General features: G+C 71.0%; 22 protein-coding genes. 18 read left to right on the top strand and 4 right to left on the bottom strand.

Translation table 11 applies throughout. The features are described 5' to 3' along the window. The first annotated feature begins 1 nt into the window (after window position 1). The 8 genes from FHX71_RS19310 to nrdF all read left to right on the top strand — a co-directional run bounded on the left by FHX71_RS19310 (window position 2) and on the right by nrdF (window position 10,554). Window positions 2-886 (top strand): carbohydrate ABC transporter permease, encoded by an 885-nt coding sequence (locus FHX71_RS19310; protein ID WP_182619104.1) that lies wholly within the window; start codon window positions 2-4, stop codon window positions 884-886. Between the two features lie 46 nt (window positions 887-932). Next, window positions 933-3,209, top strand: a complete 2,277-nt coding sequence (yicI, locus tag FHX71_RS19305) for an alpha-xylosidase (RefSeq protein WP_182619103.1) — start codon at window positions 933-935, stop codon at window positions 3,207-3,209. Further along, window positions 3,206-4,642: a GH1 family beta-glucosidase gene (locus tag FHX71_RS19300; protein ID WP_182619102.1), complete on the top strand. Its 1,437-nt coding sequence runs from the start codon at window positions 3,206-3,208 to the stop codon at window positions 4,640-4,642. Before yicI ends, FHX71_RS19300 begins: the two co-directional genes overlap by 4 nt. 108 nt (window positions 4,643-4,750) lie before the next feature. After that, window positions 4,751-6,178 (top strand): serine hydrolase domain-containing protein, encoded by a 1,428-nt coding sequence (locus FHX71_RS19295; protein ID WP_182619101.1) that lies wholly within the window; start codon window positions 4,751-4,753, stop codon window positions 6,176-6,178. 470 nt (window positions 6,179-6,648) lie between these two features. Continuing rightward, window positions 6,649-6,891 carry a glutaredoxin-like protein NrdH gene (gene nrdH / locus FHX71_RS19290; protein WP_020017613.1) on the top strand — a complete coding sequence of 81 codons (243 nt, stop codon included), beginning with the start codon at window positions 6,649-6,651 and terminating at the stop codon, window positions 6,889-6,891. A 35-nt stretch (window positions 6,892-6,926) separates the two neighbouring features. Then, a complete protein-coding gene (nrdI, locus tag FHX71_RS19285; protein ID WP_182619100.1) occupies window positions 6,927-7,361 on the top strand; it encodes a class Ib ribonucleoside-diphosphate reductase assembly flavoprotein NrdI in 435 nt (144 codons plus the stop codon). 38 nt (window positions 7,362-7,399) lie between these two features. Further along, complete coding sequence (gene nrdE / locus FHX71_RS19280) at window positions 7,400-9,505, top strand: class 1b ribonucleoside-diphosphate reductase subunit alpha (RefSeq protein WP_220490320.1); 2,106 nt, start codon at window positions 7,400-7,402, stop codon at window positions 9,503-9,505. A gap of 68 nt (window positions 9,506-9,573) precedes the next feature. Continuing rightward, window positions 9,574-10,554: a class 1b ribonucleoside-diphosphate reductase subunit beta gene (gene nrdF / locus FHX71_RS19275; RefSeq protein WP_121387752.1), complete on the top strand. Its 981-nt coding sequence runs from the start codon at window positions 9,574-9,576 to the stop codon at window positions 10,552-10,554. Between the two features lie 90 nt (window positions 10,555-10,644). On the opposite strand, the gene FHX71_RS19270 is transcribed toward nrdF, so the two are convergent. Beyond that, window positions 10,645-11,292 carry a DUF7003 family protein gene (locus tag FHX71_RS19270; RefSeq protein ID WP_182619098.1) on the bottom strand — a complete coding sequence of 216 codons (648 nt, stop codon included), beginning with the start codon at window positions 11,290-11,292 and terminating at the stop codon, window positions 10,645-10,647. Window positions 11,293-11,398: 106 nt separating this feature from the next. Between FHX71_RS19270 and FHX71_RS19265 the strand changes: the two genes are divergently transcribed. The 3 genes from FHX71_RS19265 (at window position 11,399) to FHX71_RS19255 (ending at window position 15,126) form a co-directional block, all read left to right on the top strand. After that, complete coding sequence (locus FHX71_RS19265) at window positions 11,399-12,325, top strand: DUF6891 domain-containing protein (protein WP_376770163.1); 927 nt, start codon at window positions 11,399-11,401, stop codon at window positions 12,323-12,325. A 256-nt stretch (window positions 12,326-12,581) separates the two neighbouring features. Then, window positions 12,582-13,814, top strand: coding sequence for a cytochrome P450 family protein (locus tag FHX71_RS19260; protein ID WP_182619096.1), 1,233 nt, complete (start codon window positions 12,582-12,584; stop codon window positions 13,812-13,814). Between the two features lie 97 nt (window positions 13,815-13,911). After that, window positions 13,912-15,126 carry a sulfotransferase family protein gene (locus FHX71_RS19255; RefSeq protein ID WP_312877132.1) on the top strand — a complete coding sequence of 405 codons (1,215 nt, stop codon included), beginning with the start codon at window positions 13,912-13,914 and terminating at the stop codon, window positions 15,124-15,126. Between the two features lie 28 nt (window positions 15,127-15,154). On the opposite strand, the gene FHX71_RS19250 is transcribed toward FHX71_RS19255, so the two are convergent. After that, complete coding sequence (locus FHX71_RS19250) at window positions 15,155-15,682, bottom strand: phosphoribosyltransferase (protein WP_182619095.1); 528 nt, start codon at window positions 15,680-15,682, stop codon at window positions 15,155-15,157. Window positions 15,683-15,808: 126 nt separating this feature from the next. After that, window positions 15,809-16,792 (bottom strand): FKBP-type peptidyl-prolyl cis-trans isomerase, encoded by a 984-nt coding sequence (locus tag FHX71_RS19245; RefSeq protein WP_182619094.1) that lies wholly within the window; start codon window positions 16,790-16,792, stop codon window positions 15,809-15,811. Window positions 16,793-16,944: 152 nt separating this feature from the next. On the opposite strand from FHX71_RS19245, the gene FHX71_RS19240 reads away from it, so the two are divergent. The 3 genes from FHX71_RS19240 to FHX71_RS19230 are packed head-to-tail and all read left to right on the top strand — an operon-like array spanning window position 16,945 to window position 18,921. After that, complete coding sequence (locus FHX71_RS19240) at window positions 16,945-17,244, top strand: Rv1322 family protein (protein ID WP_182619093.1); 300 nt, start codon at window positions 16,945-16,947, stop codon at window positions 17,242-17,244. A 37-nt stretch (window positions 17,245-17,281) separates the two neighbouring features. After that, entirely contained in the window at window positions 17,282-18,055 is a 774-nt protein-coding gene (locus tag FHX71_RS19235) for an alpha/beta hydrolase (protein ID WP_376770149.1), read from the top strand. Window positions 18,056-18,093: 38 nt separating this feature from the next. Continuing rightward, window positions 18,094-18,921, top strand: coding sequence for an alpha/beta fold hydrolase (locus FHX71_RS19230; RefSeq protein WP_182619091.1), 828 nt, complete (start codon window positions 18,094-18,096; stop codon window positions 18,919-18,921). Window positions 18,922-19,050: 129 nt separating this feature from the next. Here FHX71_RS19230 and FHX71_RS19225 read toward each other — a convergent pair whose 3' ends face one another. Then, window positions 19,051-20,622, bottom strand: coding sequence for a DivIVA domain-containing protein (locus tag FHX71_RS19225; protein ID WP_182619090.1), 1,572 nt, complete (start codon window positions 20,620-20,622; stop codon window positions 19,051-19,053). Window positions 20,623-20,958: 336 nt separating this feature from the next. Between FHX71_RS19225 and FHX71_RS19220 the strand changes: the two genes are divergently transcribed. From FHX71_RS19220 to FHX71_RS19205, 4 genes are all read left to right on the top strand, one after another. Next, a complete protein-coding gene (locus FHX71_RS19220; RefSeq protein WP_182619089.1) occupies window positions 20,959-22,434 on the top strand; it encodes a hypothetical protein in 1,476 nt (491 codons plus the stop codon). Continuing rightward, entirely contained in the window at window positions 22,431-23,438 is a 1,008-nt protein-coding gene (locus tag FHX71_RS19215; protein WP_246403336.1) for a DUF8094 domain-containing protein, read from the top strand. The genes FHX71_RS19220 and FHX71_RS19215 overlap by 4 nt, the downstream gene beginning before the upstream one ends. 45 nt (window positions 23,439-23,483) lie before the next feature. Further along, on the top strand, window positions 23,484-24,506 hold the full coding sequence (locus tag FHX71_RS19210) for a DUF8094 domain-containing protein (protein WP_312877131.1): 1,023 nt from the start codon (window positions 23,484-23,486) through the stop codon (window positions 24,504-24,506). Window positions 24,507-24,569: 63 nt separating this feature from the next. Continuing rightward, entirely contained in the window at window positions 24,570-25,535 is a 966-nt protein-coding gene (locus FHX71_RS19205; RefSeq protein WP_182619087.1) for a tetratricopeptide repeat protein, read from the top strand. Window positions 25,536-25,594: the final 59 nt, after the last annotated feature.

Raw genomic sequence — 25,594 nt, 5'->3', positions numbered from 1 at the left:
CATGGCCGTCGCCACAGACCTGCGACCCGCCCAGGTGCGGGCCTCCGCGATCGACTCCCGCTACCGCCGCGGGGTGGGCCGCTGGCTCGTCCTGGCCGCCGCGGTCCTCGTGGGGCTCGCGGTGCTCGCCCCGTTCGGGATCATGCTGCTCAACGCCTTCAAGTCGCCGCAGGACTACGCGGCGAACGGGCCGCTGTCCCTGCCGTCGGGCCTCTACCTCGACGGGGTCGTGGCCTTCTGGGAGCGCACCGACTTCCCGGTCAAGCTGTGGAACTCGGTGTTCATCTCGGCGGTCGTGGCCGTGCTCGGCGCCCTGCTGTCGCTGCTGAACGCGTACGCGATCGGCATCGGCCGGGTGAAGGGGCGGCTGTGGATCGTCGCGCTGTTCCTGCTGGCGAACATGCTGCCGCAGGAGGCCCTGATCTACCCGCTGTTCACCATGGCGCAGTCCGTGGGCCTGTCGAACTCGCAGTGGTCGGTGATCATCATCTTCACCGTCATCCAGTCGGCGTTCGGCACCTACCTGCTGTCCTCGGTGCTCGGCACGTTCCCGCCCGCCCTGCTGGAGGCGGCCGCCCTGGACGGCGCGAGCCGCTGGCGCATCCTCTGGCAGGTCGTGTTCCCGATCGTGCGGCCCACGCTCTCGGTGCTGATGATCTTCTTCTTCATCTGGACCTGGAACGAGTTCTTCATCCCGCTGGTGATGCTGACCAGCAACGACACCCAGACCATCCCCATCGCCCTCGCCTCGCTGCAGGGCGACCGGATGATGGACGCGCCCACGATCAACGCGGGCTCGCTCGTGTCGCTGGTGCCGGCCGTCATCTTCTTCCTGATCTTCCAGCGCACCCTGACCCGGGGCGTGACCGCCGGGGCGGTCAAGTGAACGCGCTCCACCCCACGGCCATCGAGAGACGAGTGAGGCCCCACGCATGAGATTCACCGACGGCTACTGGCAGCTGCGTCCCGGCGTCGACGTGCTGCGTCCGCGCGACGTCGACGCGGTCGAGGCCGGCGACGACACGCTGACCGTGTACGCGCCCACGGCGCCCATCACCAAGCGCGGCGACACCCTGAACCGCCCCGTCGTGACGGTCACGTTCGACGCCCCCGCGGACGACGTCATCGGCGTGCGCATCGAGCACCACCAGGGCCGCCGCGACCCCGGGCCGCACTTCGCGGTGAACCGGGAGCCGGGCGTGGTCAAGGTGGTGGCGCCCACCGCTCCGGGCGAGGGTCCCGCCGAGCTGACGTCGGGCGGCCTCACGGCCCGCGTCTCGACCGACGGCGCGTGGCAGGTCGACTTCGTGGCGGGCGGCGAGGTGCTCACCACGTCTTCGGCCCGGAGCGTGGGGCTGGCCAGCACGCCCGAGGGCGACTTCGTGCACGAGCAGCTCGGGCTGAGCGTGGGCGAGCACGTCTACGGGCTGGGCGAGCGGTTCGGCGCCTTCGTGAAGAACGGCCAGAGCGTCGACGTCTGGAACGAGGACGGCGGCACCGCGAGCGAGCAGGCCTACAAGAACGTCCCGTTCTACCTGACCGACCGCGGCTACGGCGTGTTCGTGGCGCACCCCGAGAACGTGTCGTTCGAGGTGGGCTCCGAGGCGGTCAGCCGCACGCAGTTCTCCGTGCCGGGGCAGACGCTGCAGTACTACGTGATCCACGGGCCCACCCCGGCCGAGATCCTGCGCCGGTACACGGCCCTGACGGGGCGGCCCGCCGTCGTCCCCGCCTGGTCGTACGGGCTGTGGCTCTCGACGTCGTTCACCACGGACTACTCCGAGTCCACGGTCATGAGCTTCGTCGACGGCATGGCCGAGCGGGACATCCCGCTGTCGGTGTTCCACTTCGACTGCTTCTGGATGCGGCAGTTCCACTGGTGCGACTTCGTGTGGGACCCGGCCACCTTCCCGGACCCCGAGGGCATGCTGGAGCGGCTGCACGACCGCGGCCTGAAGGTCTGCGTCTGGATCAACCCGTACATCGCCCAGCGCTCGCACCTGTTCCGCGAGGGCAAGGCGAAGGGCTACCTGGTCACCACGGCCGACGGCGACGTCTGGCAGTGGGACAAGTGGCAGGCCGGCATGGCGCTGGTGGACTTCACCAACCCCGACGCCGCCGCCTGGTACCAGGACAAGCTGCGCGTGCTGCTGGACCAGGGCGTGGACTGCTTCAAGACGGACTTCGGGGAGCGCATCCCCACGGACGTCGTCTGGCACGACGGGTCCGACCCGCAGCGGATGCACAACTTCTACGCCTCCCTCTACAACAAGACGGTGTTCGACCTGCTGGAGCAGGAACGGGGCACCGGCGAGGCCGTGCTGTTCGCCCGGTCCGCCACGGCGGGCACCCAGGCCTTCCCCGTGCACTGGGGCGGCGACTGCGAGTCCACCTTCGTGTCCATGGCGGAGTCGCTGCGCGGCGGCCTGTCGCTGTCGCTGTCCGGGTTCGGCTACTGGAGCCACGACATCGGTGGCTTCGAGGGCACGCCCGACCCCGCCGTCTTCAAGCGGTGGACGGCGTTCGGCCTGCTCTCCTCGCACTCCCGCCTGCACGGGTCGAGCTCGTACCGCGTCCCGTGGGCGTTCGACGACGAGGCCGTCGACGTCACGCGCAAGTTCACCCGGCTGAAGATGCGGCTCATGCCGTACCTCGGCGGGGCCGGCGCCGAGGCCGCCGGAGCGGGGCTGCCCGTGATGCGGCCGATGGTGCTGGAGTTCCCGGCCGACCGGAGCGCCGCCACCGTGGACACGCAGTACATGCTGGGGTCGTCGCTGCTGGTCGCGCCCGTGTTCGGTGAGTCCCGCGCCGAGTACTACCTGCCCGCGGGGGAGTGGACCCGGCTGGCGGAGGTCGCGGCGTCCGACCTGGCCCCGACCGTCTCCGGGTCCCGCTGGGTCACGGAGGAGCACGGGTTCGACACCCTGCCGGTGCTCGTGCGGCCCGGCACGGTGCTGCCGGTCGGCGCGCGCGACGACCGGCCGGACTACGCATGGGCCGAGGGCGTGACGTTACGCTGCACCCGTCTGCCCGAAGGGTTCGACGAAGAGATCCTGGTTCCCGGTGGCACCGGCGCCCCGGCGACGTTCCGTGTGCGGTACGTGTCCGGCGTCGTGCACGTGACCAGCGCTGACGCTCCTGGTGAATGGAGCGTCGAGAACGAAGGCAAGACCGTTCGGGCCACCGGCCCGGGAGAGGTGGCACTGTGAGTGCACGGAAGTTCCCCGACGATTTCCTCTGGGGATCGGCGACGGCGTCGTACCAGATCGAGGGAGGCGCGACCGAGGGCGGGCGCGGCCCGTCCATCTGGGACACGTTCTCGCACACGCCGGGCCGGACGCTGAACGGCGACACCGGTGACGTCGCCGACGACCACTTCCACCGCTGGCAGGAGGACGTCGAGCACATCAAGAACCTGGGCCTGGGCGCCTACCGGTTCTCGATCGCGTGGCCGCGGGTGCAGCCGGGCGGCTCCGGCGAGTTCAACGCCGAGGGCATCCGGTTCTACTCGGACCTCGTGGACGGCCTGATCGCCGCGGGCGTCAAGCCCGTCGTCACGCTCTACCACTGGGACCTCCCGCAGGAGCTGGAGGACGCCGGCGGCTGGACCAACCGCGAGACGGCCTACGCCTTCGCGCGGTACGCGCGGAAGATGGCCGAGGAGCTGGGCGACCGCATCGACGTCTGGACCACGCTCAACGAGCCGTGGTGCACGGCGTACCTGGGCTACGGCTCGGGCGTGCACGCGCCCGGCCGCACCGAGTCCCTGGCCGCGCTGCAGGCGGTGCACCACCTCAACCTGGCGCACGGCCTCGCCGTCCAGCAGATCCGCGAGGTGCTCGGCGACGCCGCGAAGACGTCGATCACGCTGAACCTGCACGTCTTCCGGCCGGACGACCCGTCGTCCGAGGCCGACCAGGGCGCCGTCCGCAAGGTCGACGCCCTGGCGAACCGGGCGTTCCTCGCGCCGGTGCTCGACGGCGTCTACCCCGCCGACCTGCTGGAGAACACCGCCTCGGTGACCGACTGGTCGTTCGTGCACGACGGCGACCTGGAGATCACGAAGCAGCCGCTCGACGTGCTGGGCGTCAACTACTACTCGACGGCGCGCGTGCGGCACTACTCCGGCGAGGGCGAGCGCCAGCAGGCCGACGGGCACAAGGACTCCGCGGGCACCCCGTGGATCGCCGCCGACGACGTCGAGTTCCTGCCGCAGCCCGGCCCCTACACGGCCATGGGCTGGAACATCGAGCCGGCCGGCCTCACCGACCTGCTGGTCTCGCTGCGCGACACCTACCCGGACCAGCCGCTCATGGTCACCGAGAACGGCGCGGCGTTCGCCGACACCGTGGTGGTCGAGGACGGCGTGGCGCGCGTGCACGACGTCGAGCGCGTCTCCTACCTGCACGACCACGTCGAGGCGCTCGGGCTCGCCCGGGACCAGGGCGTGGACGTGCGCGGGTACTTCGCGTGGTCGCTGCTCGACAACTTCGAGTGGGCCTACGGCTACGACCGCCGGTTCGGGATCATCCGGGTGGACTACGAGACGCTGGAGCGCACCTGGAAGGACTCCGCGCACTGGTACCGGAGGCTGGCCACCAGCAACATCCTGCCGGGGACGGATGAGGTCTCCCCTGCCTGACCCCTTGCTGGTGGGGGTGTGACTTCGGTCGGTTGCCTTGAGACCGGTCGGTCGAACGACCGGTCTCAAGGCAACCGACCGATCTCGTTCGTTGGGTACCTTCTGGGGATGATCCAGTCCCAGGTGGCCAGTACCGTGCCGGGCAGCGCGCTGAGCGGGCTGCTCCACGAGCTGCGCGACGGCGCCCGCGTGCCCGCCCTGTCCGCCGCCGCCGGCCGCGGGGGCGAGGTCGTCTGGGCGGACGTCGCGGCGGCCCCCTGGGCAGGCGAGCCGACGCCGGAGCACGCCTTCCGCATCGGCTCGATCACCAAGCCGATGATCGCCGTCGCCGTGCTGCGGCTCGTCGCCGACGGCGCGGTGGCGCTCGCGGACCCGATCGGGAAGCACCTGCCGGACGCCCCCGGCGCCGACGCCACCGTCCGGCAGCTGCTCACGCACACCAGCGGCCTCCAGGCGGAGTTTCCCGGGCCGTGGTGGGAGCGGCACGGCGGGCCGTCCTGGGACGAGCTGGCCGCCTCCGGCCTGGAGCGGCTCTGGGAGCCCGGCGACCGGTACCACTACAGCAACCCGGGCTTCGCCCTGCTGGGCCGGCTGGTCGAGGTGCACCGCGGCCGGCCGTGGGACGAGGTGCTCCGCGACGAGCTGTGGACGCCGCTCGGCATGACCGCCACCGGCCGGGAGCCCGCCGGCCCGCACGTCACGGGCTACGCCGTGCACCCGGACCAGGACCTGGTGCACCACGAGCCGGTGCCCGGCTACCGTGCGGCCGGGCCGGCGGGCGAGGTGTGGTCCACGCCGTCGGACCTGGTGCGCTTCGGTCTGTGGCTCGTGGGCGCGGAGAGCGACCGGGACGCGGGCGAGGCGGTGTTGCCGCTCGCCGTGCGCCGCGACCTGGCGGTCCCGCGCGTCGTGGTCGACGATGCCGGACCCGCGGGCGGACCGTGGGCCACCGCGCACGGGCTCGGCGTGCGCGTGCGGCAGGACGGCACGGTGCGCACGGTCGGGCACGGCGGGTCCGTGCCGGGGTTCACGGCCGACCTCCGGGCCGACGTCGAGACCGGGGACGTGGTCGCGGTCTGCGGCGCGTCCACGGCCGGGTTCGGCGACGGTACCGGGCTGCTGGCGCTGCTCCAGGGCGGCGGGGCGGCCGCGGGGTCGCCGGTGGTCGACGAGCAGGGCTCGAACGGGCAGGGCTCGAACGAGCAGGCCTCGGGCGGGCGGGCCGGGATCGACGGGACCTGGTACTGGGGGCCCGTCCCGTTCCTCGTGCGCGTCGACGCGGCGGGACGGGTCGACCTGCGGTCCGCGCGCAGCGGGGGCCGCGGCACGCTGTTCGACGTCGTCCGCGGCGAGCTCCGGGGCGTCGACGGCGGCTACTGGCTGGGGGAGCGGCTGCGGGTGGTCGAGGCGGACGGCGCGCCCGTCGCGCTGGACATCGGCACGTTCCACTTCACGCGGGCGCCGTACGACGCCGGCACGACCGTTCCCGGGGGCGTGGACGACGTCGGCTGGCACGTTCCCGGGCCGGTCGGGTAGGCGCACCCCGCCGAGTACGGATCGGCCGCGCACGGGTGCCGGTGGGAGCGCCGTCCCGGAGCGGCGGCGAGGTATTCCCGGTGGCGGCCGTCCGTCGTGTGGTGAGCCCGACAAACTCCGTCCGGGTGACACGCCGAAGGGGCGCGACACGCCGTGGACTCAGATATTTTTCGGGCTCCGCGAGGCCGCCGAGGTGCCCGTTCGCGCGGTCCCGGCGGCTCCTCCGACGGCGCCCTGGGAACCCGTGCGCGCGGCCTCCCAGGCGGTGTCAGAGGCTCGTGGCAGCATGGTCCTCGAGCGTCGCGAGCGTTCCCGGCCTAGTGCCTACCACGTCTCGAACCACTACATGTCGTTGCCGAGCAGGTGTCAGACCCTAGGTGTAGTGTTTGGTGCAGCGGGAGACGCAGACCCGCGAACAAAGCACACCGACGTAAGTTCACGGGTGTTCTTCGAGGTCAGAGGAGGCGGACATGAGCGTCACGGTCTACAGCAAGCCGGCATGCGTGCAGTGCGACGCGACGTACCGGGCACTGGATCGCAAGGGTGTCGAGTACACGGTCGTCGACATCACGCAGGACGCCGAGGCGCTGGAGATGGTCCGCGGTCTCGGTTACCTCCAGGCACCGGTCGTCGTGGCCGGTGACACCCACTGGTCGGGCTTTCGTCCCGACCAGATCAGCGCGGTCGCCGCGCTTCAGGCCGCTTCGGCCTGACCAGCACCACAGCTACGTCGGCAAGGAGGCGTGACGTGGGCTCTCTCGTCTACTTCTCCAGCGTGTCCGAGAACACGCACCGGTTCGTCGAGAAGCTCGCTCTCGACGAGCAGGGGATGTCCGTGCACCGGATCCCGCTCCGCCCGGCCGACGGCTTCCTGCGCGTGGACGAGCCCTACGTCCTCATCGCCCCCACCTACGGTGGCGGCAACGAGGGCGGGGCCGTCCCGCGCCAGGTGAGGAAGTTCCTCAACGACGAACACAACCGGTCGCTCATCCGCGGCGTCATCGCCGCGGGGAACACCAACTTCGGGGCTGCGTACTGCATCACGGGCGACATCATCGCTGCGAAGTGTGATGTCCCGTACCTGTATGCCTTCGAGCTCCTCGGAACTGCGCAGGACGTCACGCGCGTCCGCAACGGATTGGGACGATTTTGGCAGCAACAACCACTGAGCCTCTCGGCTTGACCGAAGGCCTGAGCGAGATCCCGCTGGAGTCCCTCCAGATGGACTACCACGCGCTCAACGCCATGCTGAACCTGTACGGGCCGGACGGGAAGATCCAGTTCGAGAAGGACCGCGAGGCGGCCCGCCAGTACTTCCTGCAGCACGTGAACCCGAACACGGTCGAGTTCGAGACGCTCGAGGCGAAGCTCGAGCACCTCGTCGAGGCCAAGTACTACGACCCGACGGTGCTGGCCAAGTACTCCGGCGCGTTCGTCAAGGAGCTGTTCCAGCTCGCGTACTCGAAGAAGTTCCGCTTCGAGACGTTCCTGGGCGCCTTCAAGTACTACACCTCGTACACGCTCAAGACGTTCGACGGCAAGAAGTACCTGGAGCGCTTCGAGGACCGCGTCGCCATGGTCGCGCTCGGCCTCGCCGACGGCGACGAGGGGACGGCGCGCGACATCGTCGAGGAGGTCGTCTCCGGGCGGTTCCAGCCGGCGACGCCCACCTTCCTCAACGTCGGCAAGGCGCAGCGCGGCGAGCCCGTGTCCTGCTTCCTGCTGCGCATCGAGGACAACATGGAGTCCATCGCGCGCGGCATCAACTCCGCGCTGCAGCTCTCCAAGCGCGGCGGCGGCGTGGCGCTGCTCCTGAGCAACATCCGCGAGCACGGCGCCCCGATCAAGCACATCGAGAACCAGTCCTCGGGCGTCATCCCCGTGATGAAGCTCCTGGAGGACTCCTTCTCCTACGCGAACCAGCTCGGCGCGCGTCAGGGCGCCGGTGCCGTGTACCTGCACGCGCACCACCCCGACATCATGCGGTTCCTCGACACCAAGCGGGAGAACGCGGACGAGAAGATCCGCATCAAGACCCTCTCCCTCGGTGTGGTCATCCCGGACATCACGTTCGAGCTGGCCAAGAAGAACGCCGACATGCACCTCTTCAGCCCGTACGACGTCGAGCGGGTCTACGGCAAGCCGTTCGCCGACATCTCCATCTCGGAGAAGTACGACGAGCTCGTCGCCGACGAGCGCATCCGCAAGACGACGATCAGCGCGCGCGACTTCTTCCAGACGCTCGCGGAGCTGCAGTTCGAGTCCGGGTACCCGTACATCATGTTCGAGGACACGGTGAACGAGGCGAACCCGATCAAGGGCCGCATCACGCACTCGAACCTGTGCTCCGAGATCCTGCAGGTCTCCACCCCGTCGACGTTCAACGAGGACCTCTCGTACGACGAGGTCGGCCGCGACATCTCCTGCAACCTGGGTTCGCTGAACATCGCCAAGGCGATGGACTCCCCGGACTTCGGCCGCACCATCGACACCGCGATCCGCGCGCTGACCGCGGTCAGCGACCAGACGTCGATCGAGTCCGTCCCGTCGATCAAGCTCGCCAACGAGCGGGGTCACGCGATCGGCCTGGGCCAGATGAACCTGCACGGCTACCTCGCACGTGAGCGCATCTACTACGGCTCCGAAGAGGGCATCGACTTCACGAACATCTACTTCTACACCGTGGCCTACCACGCGATCGCGGCGTCCAACCGCCTGTCGATCCAGCGGAAGCAGAAGTTCGGCGGGTTCGAGGACTCCAAGTACGCCACCGGCGAGTACTTCGACAAGTACGTCGAGCAGGAGTGGAAGCCCGCCACGGAGCGGGTCGCGCGTCTGTTCGCCGACGCCGCGGTGTCGATCCCGACGCAGGACGACTGGCGCGCGCTCAGGGCCTCGGTCATGGAGCACGGCCTGTACAACCAGAACCTCCAGGCCGTCCCGCCCACGGGTTCGATCAGCTACATCAACAACTCGACGTCGTCGATCCACCCGGTTCCGGCCAAGGTCGAGATCCGCAAGGAAGGCAAGCTCGGCCGCGTCTACTACCCGGCGCCGTACATGACGAACGACAACCTGGACTACTACCAGGACGCGTACGAGATCGGGTACGAGAAGATCATCGACACGTACGCCGCGGCGACGCAGCACGTGGACCAGGGCCTCTCGCTGACCCTGTTCTTCCCGGACACGGTGACCACGCGCGACGTCAACAAGGCGCAGATCTACGCGTGGCGCAAGGGCATCAAGACCCTGTACTACATCCGCCTGCGTCAGCTGGCACTGGAGGGTACGGAGATCGAGGGCTGCGTCAGCTGCATGCTGTGACAGCAGCACGCTGACCGGTCCGCACCGCCAGGCTCACCCGTACCACCGCCGCTCCTGAAGGAACTCCCATGTCGCCAACTGGCAAGCTCAAGCTCATCGATCGCGTGACGGCGATCAACTGGAACCGCCTCGAGGACGAGAAGGACCTCGAGGTCTGGGACCGCCTGGTCGGTAACTTCTGGCTCCCCGAGAAGGTGCCCGTGTCGAACGACATCCAGTCGTGGAACACGCTCTCGGAGCACGAGAAGACCATGACGTCGCGGGTGTTCACCGGTCTGACCCTCCTGGACACGATCCAGGGCACGGTCGGCGCGGTGTCGCTCATCCCGGACGCGCTCACCCCGCACGAGGAGGCGGTGTACACCAACATCGCCTTCATGGAGAGCGTCCACGCGAAGAGCTACTCCTCGATCTTCTCCACGCTGCTGTCCACGCCGGAGATCGACGCCGCCTTCGAGTGGTCCGAGAGCAACGAGCACCTGCAGAAAAAGGCAGAGATCGTCCTCGACTACTACCGGGGCGACGACCCGCTGAAGCGCAAGGTCGCCTCGACCATGCTCGAGTCGTTCCTGTTCTACTCCGGCTTCTACGCGCCGATGTACTGGTCCTCGCGGGCCAAGCTCACGAACACGGCCGACCTGATCCGCCTCATCATCCGTGACGAGGCGGTGCACGGGTACTACATCGGCTACAAGTACCAGAAGGGGCTCGCGAAGCTGACGCAGCCCGAGCAGGACGACCTCAAGGCGTACACGTTCGACCTGCTCTTCGAGCTGTACGAGAACGAGGTCGAGTACACCGACTCGCTCTACGGCGAGCTGGGGCTGACCGAGGACGTCAAGAAGTTCCTGCGGTACAACGGCAACAAGGCCCTGATGAACCTGGGCTACGAGGCGCTGTTCCCCAAGGAGGACACCGACGTCAACCCCGCGATCCTCGCGGCGCTGTCGCCGAACGCGGACGAGAACCACGACTTCTTCTCGGGGTCGGGCTCGTCGTACGTGATCGGCAAGGCCGTGGAGACCGAGGACGACGACTGGGACTTCTGACCTCTGGTCGGAAGTCAGTCACCAGGTACGGCTGACAGAGGCCCGGGTCCGCAGAACGCTGCGGACCCGGGCCTCTGTCGTACCCGCGGCTCAGAGCGATCCGGACCCGGGCCACCGTGACCAGTGCGTGTTCGGCGCGTGGGTCGGCCGGTAGGCGTCGACCGCGCCGGTCGCCAGGACCCGGGCGAGCTGGACGTAGGTCTCGCACTGCGACGGGATGGTCCGGAACAGGTCGGGCTGGTACCAGGCGTCGATCACCAGCAGGCGTGGCAGTTCGCCGGGGACGAGCCAACCCAGCTCCTCCTCGTCGCAGAGCAGCAGATCGCGGTGCTGGGGGACCAGGCCCCGGAAGACGTCGACGAGGCCGGCTCCGGCTGGTTGCGTGACGTCCAGGTCACGCCCGCGGACCCGGACAGGGGCGGAACCCGCGAACACCTCCGGCTCCCACTCGTCTTCGATCTCGTCCCAGTTCTCGACGCGGTCGAAGGTGCCGATCTCGGATCGCCACCGTGGTGCTGCACCCGGACCCGCGTTGTCGAAGACATGGACGACGTCGCGCACCGCACCACCACGCGGGGTGTAGGCGACCTTCTCGACCACCAGAGCCCATCGGGTCGCGTCGGCGAACGCGTGCAGGCGGCAGTCGATCAGGTACTCGTAGACGTGATCGAGGTCGGGGAACTGATGCTCGGCCGCGGCCCGGTCGAAGAGGTCCAGGATGCTCTGCTCGTCCGTCATCACGTCGCACACGGTAGAGACAGCTACTGACACCTACCGGTGGTCGAGCCGTTCGTGATCGTCTGCCGTGTCGGTGGCGCCGACTACAGTCGCCGCCGTGACCGAGATGAACGTGGCGCCGCCGTCCGACGGCGATCAGCTGAGGTACGTCAGACAGCAGGTCCGGGCCATGGTGCGCGCGGGGTTCACCCCGTTCGACCGCGTGCTCCAGGCCGCCGACGAGATGCTCGAGAGCGATGCCGGGAAGAGCCTCCGTGCCGCCGCAGGTGAGGCAGCTCGTCAGGAGTGGCAGGCCCGGGTCGTCGAACAGGCGAGCTGGGCCGACGAAGGCAGCTACCCGGCCCTCGCCACAGCCTTCGCCGACCTGGAGAGCCTGGGCGTGGTGGCGCGGATGTCCTTCGCCTGCTGCAACACCTGCGGCGCCACCGAGATCCACGACGAGGCCGACCCGAACGGCCCCGAGCCGCTCGGCTACACCTTCTTCCACAGCCAGGAGGCGGACAGGCTCGGTGACACACCGGGTGACCTCTTCCTCTCGTTCGGCGGGTTCGACGAGACGCCGGCCGCCGTGATCGGCGACATCGTCGCGACGACGGTCGCCCGGCACGGGTTCGACGTCGACTGGGCCGGGGACGCCGGCGCGAAGGTGCAGGTGCGCGTGCCGGACTGGCGCAAGCGGCTGCCGGGCGACGTGCCGTTGGCAGTCCCGGCGCGACTGCGCGTGCTGCCCGAACGGGGCGCGCCGAGCCTCGACCCGACGCCCTACGACCTGCTCGTGCACCTCCACGAGGTACGGCGTGGTCGTCAGCAGTTCGTCGTCGTCGAGGACACGACGAACGGCTACAGGTTCGCGCAGAGCGCCCTCGACGACGACGGGCAGGCGTTCGTCGTGGAGCATCGCGAGAGCCCGGACGGTCCGATCCACCGCGCGATCTGCCCGGATCTCGCGCTCGCGCACAAGGTGCTCATCGGCTGGTGCACCGGCGAGAACGGCTGGCGCGACCTGACCGGCTGGACGCAGATCGAGCTGTAGGGGAGGGCCGGCAGTCGCGCGTACTGGGGTAGAGCGCGGGTCGGCAGCGACGTCGCCGCAGGGCCGTGACGAGCAACTTCACAGATCCGGGGTGGTGAAATTGTGCACATATGCGGTATTAGACCGCTAAGGTCGTTACGGTCTCCGAAGTCTCGCCCTGTCCCCCTGGTGGAAAAGAACGATGACGAATCAGACTGCGACTACCCATGCCCCAGGTCCTGTGATGGGCGGGTCGCCACGGTCCGGTGCTCTGCCGATGCGCCTGTTCGACCCTGTTGACGTCCCGCTGCTCACCGATCTGCTCGCGGCGCGTGATATCGATGCCGCCTGGTCGGCGCTGAGGGAGGAGTGGGGAGAGGCCGCCCCCGTCGGCCTCGGGCCAGATGCCCGTGCCTGGCTGGTGAGCGGCTATCAGACCCTCGCCACCCTCGCCCGTGGCTCCGGGATGGTCACGACCGACACGGGTGCCTGGAACGGCGAGCCGAGCGGGCCGCTGCCGGCGTCCCTGCGACCGTCCTTCGAGGCGAGTGCGTCGCGGAAGGTGGAGACGGCGTCGGGGCCCGTGCACGCCCGGCTGAGGGCGCCGCTGGACGAGGTGCTCGAGGCGGTGGACGCGGCCGAGGTCGGCCGGATCACCCGAACCGTGTGCCAGGAGGTGGCCGACCGACTGGTGCCGGGCGAGCAGGCCGACCTGATGCGCGACTACGTCGTGCCGGTGGCGCACCTCGCCTTCGGCTCCGTCCTCGGGCTCGATCCCCGGACCGGGCGCCAGGTGCTCGAGATCGCCGACGACCTGGCGGCCGGGCGCGGGGACGACACCGTCGTCGACGAGCTCAGCTTCCTGCTCGGCGGGCAGGTCATGGGGCGCGACGCGAGCGGCGGCCTGACGCCGATCGGCCTGCTGGCGCAGCACTCCGCCTATGAAGGCACCGCCGAGGCCGTGACCGGGATGCTTTCTCTGGTCACGAGCGCGAGCCTGGGCCTGCAGGCGTGGCTGGGCCAGGCCCTGCTCCTGGCCCTGAGCGACGAGGGATTCCTCCGCCGGCTGGCCGGCGGGCGGCTCGGGACCGACGAGGCCCTGGACGAGGTCCTGTGGAACGCGTCGCCCGTGACGGTGCTGGTCCCGCGGTTCGCCCTCAAGGAGGGGCACCTGTTCGGCGACGACTCGTACGTCGAGCGGGGCGACGCCGTGCTCCTGGCGGTCGGGGCGGCGGCGTCGGACCCGAGGGTTCGCGGCGACGCCTGGGACGGGCTCGGCAACCGGGCGCACCTGGCCTGGGGCGCGGGGGCACACCGGTGCCCGGCGCCACGCCAGGCGAGGCTGATCGTCCGGACCGCGGTCGAGACCCTGCTGCGGCAGGTCGAGCCCTCGCTCGCGAGCGGCGCCGACGAGATCCGCTGGGTCCCGGACCTCCGCTTCCGGCGCCCGGTCTCCCTGCCGGTCACCTTCCGGGCCACCGGCCCGGAGCCCTGGCCGTCGTCCGAGTGACGACTCCGAGCGCGCGGGACCTCGCCGCGCCTCGAAACGAGTTCCACGCCGAGCCCCGATCGGGGCTCGGCCCCCGAAGAAGACCCCTGGAGGATCTGTGAGTCGTACGCCCCGCGTGACCCGCGCGCTGAACACCGTGCTGGGACCGGTCGTGAAGGGGTACGAGGACCCCGACCGGGCCTGGGCGAAAGCGGTCGCGCAGGTCGAGAAGAAGGCGGGAACCGAGGACCGTCAGTTCGCGGACGACCTCGGTGCGATCATGAGGGGCGCGGCCGAGATCCCCCGGCTGTCGCCCCTGGGCTGGTCCCTCATCCTGGCCGACGTCAAGGCGCGCTACGTCAACCGGCTGCGGGTCAACCACCTGCTCGCGGAGCACCCGGAGATCGCCGACGAGCCGATCACGGCCCCGGTGATCGTCTGCGGGCTGCCGCGCACCGCGACGACCCTGGCGCACCGGGTCCTGTCCGCCTCGCCCGACCACCGCGCCCCGCTGCTGTGGGAGATGCAGAACACCGGCTTCGAGGACCCGCGGTCCGAGCAGAAGCTGATCAAGCAGATGGAGCAGGGCGCCGGCCTGATGGAGCGGTTCGCGCCGGACATCCCGCACATCCACCCCATCAACATCGACCGGCCCGAGGAGTCGATGTTCCTCCTGCCGCACGGCAGCCACTGGCCGACCCTGCACGGCCTCATGCCGGAGTACAGCGCCTGGGCGGCCGCGCGCGACCAGACGGGTGACTACGAGTACCTCAAGTCGTGCCTGCAGGTGCTGCAGCACGGCCGGGCGCCCAAGCGCTGGTTCCTGAAGTACCCGGCCCACCTGGCCGACATGGACACGATCCTGAAGGTCTTCCCGGACGCCACGTTCGTGTGGACCCACCGCGACCCGGTCACCGTCATCGGTTCGTTCTGCAGCCTGATGGAGACCTTCTGGGGCATGTACCAGCACGACACCGACCGCCAGGTGATCGGCCGGTTCGCCCTGGACCACCTGGTCGGCCAGGTGAACCGGGGTCTGGAGCTGCGCCGGAACCTGCCGCCCGCCTCGATCGTGGACGTGCCGTACCACAAGCTCAGCGCCGACCCCTTCACCGAGGTCCCCCGCCTGTACGCGGCGATCGGCGCCACGTGGACGGCCCGCGACCAGGAGCACCTGGCCGACGTCGTCGCGAAGCCGAAGGGCACCCCGTCCCACCGGTACGACCTGTCCGACTACCTCGACCCCGCCGAGGTGGAGCAGACGTTCGGGCCGTACAACCGGCTGCTGGACCGCCTCGACCTCCGCGACGCGGAGCTCACCGTCGAGCTGTGACGGTTCCCCGGTGACGGGCGTCAGCGCCTCAGGCGTCGATCGACCGCGCGCCCGTCACCGGGGGCTCCGCCGACCACGGGAACGTGATCCACAGGTCGGTGTCCTTCCAGGAGTAGTCCGGCTGGATGATGGTGCGCGGCTTCGTGAAGAGCACCGCCGAGCGGGCCTCGGCGCCCTTCTGCTCCAGCAGGTCCATGACCAGCGCGAGGGTGCGGCCCGAGTCGGCGACGTCGTCGACCACGAGCACCTTGGCGCCCGGGAGCTCGGACGTGTCCATCAGCGGCGGCAGCACCCGCGGGTCGTCGAGGGTCTTGCCGATGTCCGTGTAGAACTCGACGTTCAGCGTGCCGACGCCCTTGGTGCCGAGCGCGTAGGCCATGGCGCCGCCGGGCACCAGACCGCCGCGGGCGACGGCGATGACGACCTCGGGCACGAACCCGCTGTCCACCACCTTGTGGGCCAGGTCGCGCACCGCGACGGGGAAGGTCTCCCACGTGAGCACCTCGCGCTCCGGCAGGGGAGCGGACTCGGGTGCTGGCAGGTCGGTCGAGGTCATGGGAAGACCCTACGAGACGTGGCGGGCACCCGGCTCGGGTACCCGCCACGTCTGTGCCGTGACCTGCGGCGATGCGCACAGTACGTGCGCGAGGTCTCATCCGGCCCGCGAGCGGGCCGAGGAGGGTCAGGCGGCCTTGGCCTCGAGGATGTCGACCACGAACACCAGCGTCGAGTTCGCCGGGATCGCGCCGTTCTCCTGGTCGCCGTAGCCCTGGTCGGCCGGGACGACGAGCAGCACCTGGCTGCCGACCTTCTGGCCGGCGATGCCGTTGGTCCAACCGGGGATCACGCCGTTCAGCGGGAACGACGTCGGGGTGCCGCGGCTCCACGAGGAGTCGAACGACGTGCCGTCGAGCAGGCAGCCCGCGTACTGCACGGTGACCGTCTGGTCCTTCGTGACCTCGGCGCCGTCACCCTCGATGAGGGGCTCGACCACGAGCTCCGTGGGCTCCTCGTAGTCGGCCGGGATCGTCACGGTCGGCTGGCCGGTCTCCTCGGCGAGCTCGACGGTGGGCAGGCCCGCCTCCGGCTCGACCGCGGTGCCCTCGGCACGCGTCGGGATCTCCTTGGCCTCGGTCACCTCGACCATCGTCACCTGGATGGTCTGGTCCATCGCGGTGCTGGCCATGAGGAGGCGCGCGCCGACCTTCTGGCCGATCAGGCGGTCGTTGAGCAGGTCGTACTGCGGGTCGCCGAGCGTGAACGACTCGGGCTTCTTGGTCTCCCAGGTGGAACCGCTGGTCGAGCCGTCCTTGCCGGCGATCACCACGTAGTTGATGGTCACCTGGGCGCCCTCGGCGAGCTCCTCGCCGGTGCCCTCGTCCACGACGCGGGAGGTCGGGGTCGTGACCTCGAGCGGCGCCTCGAAGGTGACCTTCGGCTCCTTGCCGACCGGGCCCGAGACCTCGATCGACTCGACGGCCGCGACGTCCTCCTCGGACGGGCTGGGCGCGGGCGACGGCTCGGCGGCCGGGGTCACCTCGCAGACGTTTCCGTCGGAGGAGGCGGCGGCGTTGCCGCTCCCGCCGTCGTCGCCGCTCGCGCAGCCGGTGAGCGCGATGGATGCCAGCGCGACGGCTGCCAGGCCGGCAGTGGTGCGGTGCTTCACGAGTAGTCCTTCGGTCGGTGTGCGCCTTGCTGGGGACCGCCACACTCTAGCGGGCGGAGATGAGTGCGGCTCCCAGGGTCTGTGGTGCGCGATGTGGGCTGTTCTCAGGCAGCCTTGAGCCATCCGCTCCGCCCTGCGGAACAATAGATGGCATGCCGTCGAACCGCCGCTCCAGCAAGCGTCCGTATGCCGCGGACCATGTCCCCCTCGACGTGGACCGTGCCACGGGCGGACGTCGTAGCGAGTCCGCGGCCGACGGCGAGTGGGTCGTCCAGCGGATCAGGTCGTCCGACAAGGCGTACGTCTGCCCCGCCTGCCGCCAGGAGGTCCCGCCCGGCACGGCGCACGTCGTCGCCTGGAGGACGGACGGGTTCGGCGGGCCCGAGGCCGGGCTGGACGCCCGCCGGCACTGGCACACCTCCTGCTGGCAGCGCCGCGCGAACCTGCGCTGAGCGCCCCGGCGCGCGGAGGGGGAGGACAATGGTCCCGATGACCACTGAAGCGACGCCGGACGCGGCCTCCGGCCAGACGACCCACCAGATCCGCTCGCTCACCGTCCTGCCCGCGCAGCGGGAGGACGTCGAGCTGCACACTGCCGACGGCCTCACGCTCGTGGGCGAGCTGGCCCTGCCCGCGGACAGCGAGCCGCAGGCCAGCCTGCTGACGCTCCACCCCCTGCCCACGCACGGCGGGTACATGGACTCGCACGTCTACCGCAAGGCCGCGTGGCGCCTGCCCGCGCTGGCCGACCTGGCGGTGCTGCGGTTCAACACCCGGGGCACGTCCTCCCCGCGCGGCACGAGCGAGGGCGCGTTCGACGGGGGCGAGGCGGAGAAGTACGACGTCGCCGCCGCGATCGAGCTCGCGGAGTTCCGCGGGCTGCCCCGGCCGTGGCTGGTCGGCTGGTCGTTCGGCACGGAGCTGGTGCTCAAGCACGGCGCGGACCCGAGCGTCGAGGGCGCGATCCTGCTCTCGCCGCCGCTGCACCGGGCGACGGACGAGGACCTGGACCGATGGGCCGCGTTCGGCAAGCCCCTCGTGGTCCTGGTGCCCGAGCTCGACGACTACCTCCGGCCCGACGAGGCGCGCCGCCGCTTCGCGCGCGTCCCGCAGGCCGAGGTGATCGGCGTCGACGGCGCGAAGCACCTCTGGGTCGGCGAGCCGGCCGTGACCCGCGTGCTCAACGAGATCGTCGGGCACGTGCTGCCGGACCACCCGCTCCCGCTCCCGACCCGCTGGGACGGGCCGCTGGGCGAGTCCTGAGCGACCGTACCCACCCGACCCACCACAGGAGGACGACGATGACCTCGCGAGCCACCCGGAACCTGGCGACCTTCACGCTGCACGACGGCGGTGGGGTGCCGCTCGTGCTCCTGCACGGCTTCCCGCTCGACCACCGCATGTGGGCGACGTGCGCGGAGCACCTCCCGCCGGGCGCCCGGGCCATCGGCGTGGACCTGCCCGGCGCGGGGCACAGCGACCTGGACGGGTACCCGCCGAGCATCGAGCACATCGCCGACGCCGTGCACCGGACGATGATCGAGGCCGGCGAGGGCAACGCCGTCGTCGTCGGGCACTCGATGGGCGGCTACGTCGCTCTGGCCCTGGCCGAGCGGCACCCGGGGTTCGTGGCGGGCCTGGGTCTCGTGGACACGAAGTCGACGGCGGACACCGACGCCGCGCGCGCCAAGCGGCTGCGGATCGCCGCCGCCGTCGACGCCAGCCAGACCGTGGATGCGGTGCTCGGCATGCCCGCCGAGCTCGTGGGCGCCACCAGCACGGAGCAGCGCCGCGGCCTGTTCCCGCTCCTGGACTCCTGGATCAGGGCCCAGTCGCCCGCCGGCGTCGCCTGGTCGCAGCGCGCGATGGCGGCCCGGCCCGACCGGACCGCGGTGCTCGAACGGCTGGACGCGCCGGTCGCCGTCGTGGTCGGGGCCGAGGACACGATCACGCCGCTGGCCGAGGCCGAGCACATGGTCCAGGCGGCCGGCTCGCCCAGCGGGCCCGCGATGGGCGACGCCGCGCTCACCGTGGTGCCCGGCGCCGGGCACATGGCCGTCGTCGAGGACCCCCAGGCGGTCGCGGCGGCCCTCGGCCTGCTGCACACCCACGTGGTGGCGCACCACTGAGCGAGCCTGCCGAGATAGAACCAGGGCGAAGTAGAACCAGGGCGAGATAGAACTCTGGGGCGGTACCAACCACGTGGTCGGTACCGCCCCAGAGTTCTATCTCGCCCTGGTTCTACCTCGGCGCGAGCGTCAGCTCGAGGCGCCGGCCTTCTCGGAGACGGGTGCCTCGGCGTCGTCGCTCTCCGCGGGGGAGGAGGCCGAGTCGGAGGCGGCCTGGCCGGCCTTCGTGCTGGCCTTGGTGCCCTTGACCGACGGGATGACGACGGTCGCGGTGCCGACGGGCACCGGCGTCGGGTTGCTCGGCGGGATGGAGGCCGGCATCGAGCCGTCCGCGTCGGCGGAGTCCGGGACCTCGGGCTCGGCCTCGGTGCCGTCACCGACGACCGCGAACCGCGCCTGCTGCGCCGGGGTGGCCCCGGCCATGCTCGCGGCCTTGGCCGCCGGGGCGGCGGGCGCCGCGTTGGCGGGAGCGCCGTTCGGGGCCGCGGGGGTCCCGAGCATCCCGCGCAGCTCCTCGAGGTACGAGTTGATCGAGTCGTGCTGACGCGTGAGGTCCTCGAGCTGGTGCTGCGCGGCGGACCGGCTGGACTCGGCCTCGGCGCGGGCGTCGTCGATCGTCTGCTCGGCGAACTCGCGGGCGTCGGCGACGATGCGGTCCGCGGACTTGCGGGCGTCGGCCACGAGGTCCTTGACGTAGACGTCGGACTCCGACCGGATCTTCTCGGACTGCTCGAGCGCCACGGCCACGCGCTTCTCGGCCTCGGCCGCGTGCTCCTCGGCCGTGCTGACCAGCTTGCCGGTCTCGGTCTTCGCCGTCTCGTGCCGCTCGGCGAGCTCCTTCTCGACGGCCTCCTTGCGGGTGGCGATGTCGAGCTCCGCCTGGGCGAGCGCCGCGCGGGCCTGCTCGCGCAGGTCCTCCATCTCGGTGGTGACGGCGTTGGAGGCCTCGGCCGCCTGACGACGTGCCTCGGAGAGGATCTGCTCGGACTCGGCGCGGGCGCTGGCGAGCATCGCGGACGAGTCGCGCTCGGCGGTCTCGCGCTGCTCCGTGGTCTCGGCGTTCACCTGGGCGCGCAGCTTGGCGGTGTCGCGCTCCGTGTTGACGCGCAGCTCCGTGGTCTCGCGCTCGACGGTCGAGCGCAGGGTGCCGAGCTCGCGCTCCAGGCTGGCCCGGCGCTCGCTCTCCTCGGCGTTGATCGCGCTGGCGATCTGCGCGGACTCGCGCTCGGCGGAGCCGACGAGCTCCTCGGCGCGGCGCTGCGCGGCGAGGAGGTGGCCCTCGGCCTCGGCGGCCATCGTCGTGCGGATCTCCTCGGCCTCGCGGCGGGCGGAGGCGAGCATCTCGGCGACCTCGGACTCGGCGCGCGAACGCACCTGACCGCCCGACAGCTTGGCGCGGGCCATGATGTCCGCGGCCTGCTGGTTGGCCTGGTTGATGATGTCCGTCGACTGGTCCTCGGCGGAACGCAGGAGGAGCTCGATGCGGGAACCGAGGCCGGCGTACGACGGCTTCTCGGTCTCGCGCAGGTTGCGCTTGGCATCGTTCAGGTCCTGCGTGAGCTGCATGGCACGACCGTCGGAGGCCTCGACCTGCCGGCGTGCTTCTTCGAGCGCGTGGTTGAGCCGGTCCAGGTGCGCGTGCACCTGGTCGCGGTCGTAGCCACGCATGGCAGTCGGGAAGAGCGAGCGCTCGTCGGACACGGTGCAGACCTCCAGTGTCGGAACTTGGTGAGGCGCGGGTCAGGCTCCCCCCTGGGACGCCGGTTATCGGCCCGTCCGGCGCCCAGAATACGTGCCTTCTGCGGATGTGGATACTCCGCAGCAGGATGCAATCTACGCAATGCGTGGAATACTGCCCGCTGGTCCGGGACCCCTTCACCACCGTGGCGGTTCAGGCACACCTCGGTGAAGGAAGAGTGAGAGTCCCGGCCGAACCTCACAAGCACACCCGTCATTGGACAGTGCTCTGAGTTCGGTCCCTATGCTGGAACATCCACCTCATCGGGCTCGCGCCCTTGAATTCGAAGGGAATCGGTGGTGCAACGCTTTTTGGCGATCCTCCTGATCCTGGTCGGCCTCGGCGGGATCGGTTTCGGGATCGCGACGGCAACCGTCCTGCGCGATTCCGACACTGTTGTCGCGACCGCGACCCCCAGCGGCGACGGAACCATGGTCGTGACCGATCCCGGCGTGCTGGGTCTCGTCGACGACCAGGTGACCGTCAAGGCCACTGTCCCCGAGGGACAGAAGGTCACGCTCGCCCTCGGCTCCGACGTCGACGTGCTCGGCTGGGTCGGCAGCGACCCCTACGACTCGGTGACCGGCCTGTCCTCGTGGGAGGCGCTGAGCGTCGCCCCGGGCACCCCTGCCCCCACCGACGACGAGGAGTCCGCCGAGCCGGCCGAGAAGCCGGCCGAGGGCCCCGACCCCGCGGGCTCCGACATGTGGATCTCCGAGACCAGCGGCGAGACCGAGGTCTCCCTGCGCTGGACCGAGCAGCCCGGCCGCGTCGTGCTGCTGGCCGCGGGGGTCGGCAAGGACGCGGTGGCGCCCACGCTCGAGCTCACCTGGCCCCGCCCGGTCAACACCCCGTACCTGTGGCCGGGCGTGCTCGGCGGCGGCTTCGCCCTGATCCTCGGCGTCTTCATGCTCCTCGGCGCGCGCCGGAGCAAGAAGCGCGGCAAGGGCGCGCCCACCTCGACGGTCCGCACGCGTCAGTCGACGGCGGACCTGCCGCGCCGCGGTGCGGTCTTCGGCGTGGACGGCGACGAGGCGGACCAGCACCCGGAGGAGCCCCGTGGCGGGTTCCAGCCCGGCCAGGGCCAGGGCCAGGGCGAGGCGCCCGACGGCGGCACGGCGGTCTTCCCGCCGGCGGCCCCGGAGCGTCCGGGCCGTGACCGCCCCGAGCCGGCCTTGCCGCAGCAGCGCTCGCAGCAGGGTTCGCCCCAGCAGGGCCCGCCCCAGGGTTCGCCCGTGCCGGGCACGCCCCGCCGCGGCCGTCCCGGACCGGGCGCCGCGCCCGAGCCGAGCGAGGACCGCACGCAGGCCTGGGGTGCCCCGGCCGCCGCGCCGGCACCCTTCGGCGGCGCCGCACCGATCACCCCGGCACCGGCGCCCGAGCCGGAGCCCGCACCGGTCGCCGCCCCGGCGGCCTCCATCCGCGGGATGCGCCGCAGCCGGCGCAGCCAGGGTCCCGGCGCACCCGCGACGCCCCCGGCAGCTCCCGTGCAGCAGTTCGGCGGCGCCGTCCCCGAGCAGACCCAGCCGGCCCCCGGGCGCCCCGCGGCACCGGCCGAGGCCGCTCCCGCGGCGTCGGGCAAGCCGATGACCCGGCGCGAGATGCGCATGCGCGAGCAGGCGCAGCGCCGGGCCGCGACCGGCGCCATGCCGGCCGTGCCCTTAGCAGAACCGCAGCCCGAACCCGAGCCTGAGCAGGAGACGCCCAGCAGCCGCGCTGCCGCGTGGCGTCAGACCTGGGGGGTCACGGGGAACGACGACGGAGGTAACAGATGACACGCACCACGACCCGATCCATGGCCGTGGTGGCGACCGTGCTCGCCACGGGCCTCCTGGCCGGTTGCGCCGAGGAGCTGCCCACCCCCAAGCCCGAGGCGCCCGTCGCGGCGGCCGTCGTGACGCAGGCCCAGGAGCGCAACATCCTGGACAAGGTGTCCGGCGTCGTCGAGGGCGTGACCAAGTCGAAGGACGCGGACTCGCTCCGCTCACGCCTCTCCGGGCCCGCGCTCAACATCCGCGAGACCCAGCTCAAGGTGGCCGGCGCCCGCAAGGACGAGGAGCCGCTGACGGACCTGAACATGGAGATGCAGCAGGTCATCCTGCCCTCCGACCAGGAGTGGCCGCGCAGCAGCTTCGCCATCACGGTGCAGCCCAAGGACCTCACGACGCCCGTGCTCATGGCGTTCGACCAGGCCGAGGCCCGGCAGCAGTACAAGCTCTGGGGCTGGGTCCGTCTGCTCCCGGGCGTGACCATGCCGCAGTTCGCGGAGGCCGACCTGGGCAGCGCCGCCGTCCCCCCGGACGACGCGAGCCTCAAGGAGACGCCCGAGACCGTCATCAAGCAGTACGCGTCCGTGCTGACGGTGGACAAGGACTCGAAGTACGCCGGCAACTTCGCCGACGACGACCTGCGCCAGTTCTTCCGTGACTACGGCAAGCTGCAGGTCGACGCGATCAACAAGGAAGAGTGCAAGGGCGCCTTCGAGGTCGCGTACGAGCCCACGAAGGACCCGGTCAAGGCGGTCCGCACGGCCGACGGCGGCGCCCTCGTGATCGCGGCGATGATCAGCAAGGAGACCATCACCGCGCGGGAGGACGGCTGCGAGATCGGCCCGCCGACCAAGACGACCCAGGCCCTGTGGGGCGACGCCGACGTGACCAACGTCGTCGAGGTCAACTACGAGGACATGGTGGCGATGTACGTGCCGCCCAAGGACTCGGAGGACCAGATCAGCCTGGTCGGCTACGAGCACGTCCCGTCGTCGGTCTCGAACGGCTGACGTCCTCGCAGATCGCAGCACCGAACCATCGCTAGGGTGGCCTCCGTGAACCTTCGGAGGCCACCCCTGCTGCGTTCCGGCCTGGTGCCGCTCGCCGCGCTCGCCGCGACGTCGCTCCTGCTCACGGGGTGCACCCCCGAGCTCCCCGTCCCGGTCGCCGACGCCCCCGTGGTCGCCGCGGTGGTCACCGAGGCCCAGGAGCGCAAGATCCTGGAGCAGGTGACGGCGGTCGTCGACGGCGCGAAGGGTGACAAGGGCTCCAAGGCGCTGGAGGAGCGGCTGACCGGTCCCGCCCTCGAGCTGCGCCGGGCCGAGCTGCGGATCGCCGCGGCCGGGGACGGCAAGTCGCTGCCCGCGATGTCCCTGGAGACGCGGCAGCTCATCCTGCCGTCCGAGCAGGGCTGGCCGCGCAGCAGCTTCCTCATCACCCCGGACCCCGCCAACGGCACCACGCCGATGCTCGCGGCGTTCGAGCAGCCCGCGCCCCGCGACCAGTACAAGATGTGGGGCTTCGTCTACCTGGCGCCCGGGGTGACCATGCCGCAGTTCGCCGCGGCAGAGCTGGGCAGCCCCGCCGTCGCGGCGGACGACACGAGCCTGAAGGTCTCGCCGCAGGAGGCCGTCACCCAGTACGTGTCGGTCCTCAACGTCGACGGGCAGTCGCAGTACGCCGAGAACTTCGGCGACGACGAGCTGCGGCAGACCCTGCGCGAGACCGGCGAGAGCCAGCTCGCGGAGATCAAGAAGGCGGACAAGGAGGCCAAGGCCACCTTCGAGGTCGGGTACGAGGCGACGAAGGACCCGGTCAAGGCGGTCCGCACGGCCGACGGCGGCGCCGCGGTGCTGGCGGCGCTGATCAGCCAGGAGACCCTGAAGGCGGAGAAGGGGTGGCAGCTCCTGCCGAGCGCGCCGTCGGCCAAGGCGCTGTGGGGCGACGCCAAGCCCACCGCGGTGATGACGGTCGGCTACCGCGACATCGTCGCGCTGTACGTGCCGCCCGCCGGCTCGCCCGACCAGATCAGCCTGCTGGGCTTCCACCGCGTGCCCTACACGGTCTCCAACAAGTGACCCGCTGATCGCCGAGAGCGGAGTCGACGGGTACGGAGCGCGCGGTTCATTAGGATTGCCCCCATGAGCAGTACCTCCCCTCAGCCCGGCCCCGCCCGGAGCTCGCAGCCCGAGTTCGCGGTCCGCGGCGCCGTAGACCTGTCCGCACTCAACCGTCCCCAGGCGCCGCCGCCCGGGCAGCCCGGCGGCGCGCCCGAAGCCGGAGGCTTCGTGGTGGACGTCAGCGAGGCGAACTTCGAGACGCTGGTCCGCGAGTCGGCCACGTACCCGGTGGTGATCCTGCTGTGGATCCCCACGGACCAGGCCAACGCCGACCTCGGTGTGACGATGGGCCGCCTCGCCCAGGAGTACGCCGGCCGGTTCCTGCTGGGCCGCGTCGACGCGCAGGCCAACCCGCAGGTCGCCGCCGCGTTCCAGGTGCAGGGCGTGCCCACCGTGGTCGCCGTGCTCCAGGGCCAGCCGCTGCCGCTGTTCCAGGGTGGTGCGGACGAGCAGCAGATCCGCGGCGTGCTCGACCAGGTGCTCGCCGCCGCCGAGCAGAACGGCGTCACGGGCGTGGCCCCGGGCGCCGTCGCCCCCGAGGGCGACGAGCCCGAGGCCGAGCCGGAGCAGCCGCTCCCGCCGCTGCACCAGGAGGCGTACGACGCCATCGAGCGCGACGACCTCGACGGTGCCGCCGCCGCGTACGAGAAGGCGCTGCGCCAGGACCCCAAGGACGCGGACGCGACCGCCGGGCTCGCGCAGGTGCACCTCATGCAGCGCACCCACGACTCCGACCTCGCCGCCGTGCGGCAGGCCGCCGCCGCGGCGCCGTCCGACGTGGACGCTGCGCTCGCCGTCGCCGACATGGACATGCTGGGCGGCAAGGTGGACGACGCGTTCGCGCGCCTGCTCGACCTGCTGACCGAGACCGACGCCGAGGGCAAGGAGAAGATCCGGGTGCGGCTCCTGGAGCTCTTCGAGATCGCGGGCACCACGGACCCGCGCGTCAGCAAGGCCCGCAAGCGTCTGGCGATCAGCCTCTATTGACCCGACGTTGAGTGCTGGACATTCGCCCTTCTGAGACCGTCAGAAGGGCGAATGTCCAG

This window comes from Promicromonospora sukumoe (genome assembly GCF_014137995.1).
Taxonomy (GTDB): Bacteria; Actinomycetota; Actinomycetes; order Actinomycetales; family Cellulomonadaceae; genus Promicromonospora; species Promicromonospora sukumoe.
This window is presented reverse-complemented; position numbering and strand designations above follow the sequence as displayed.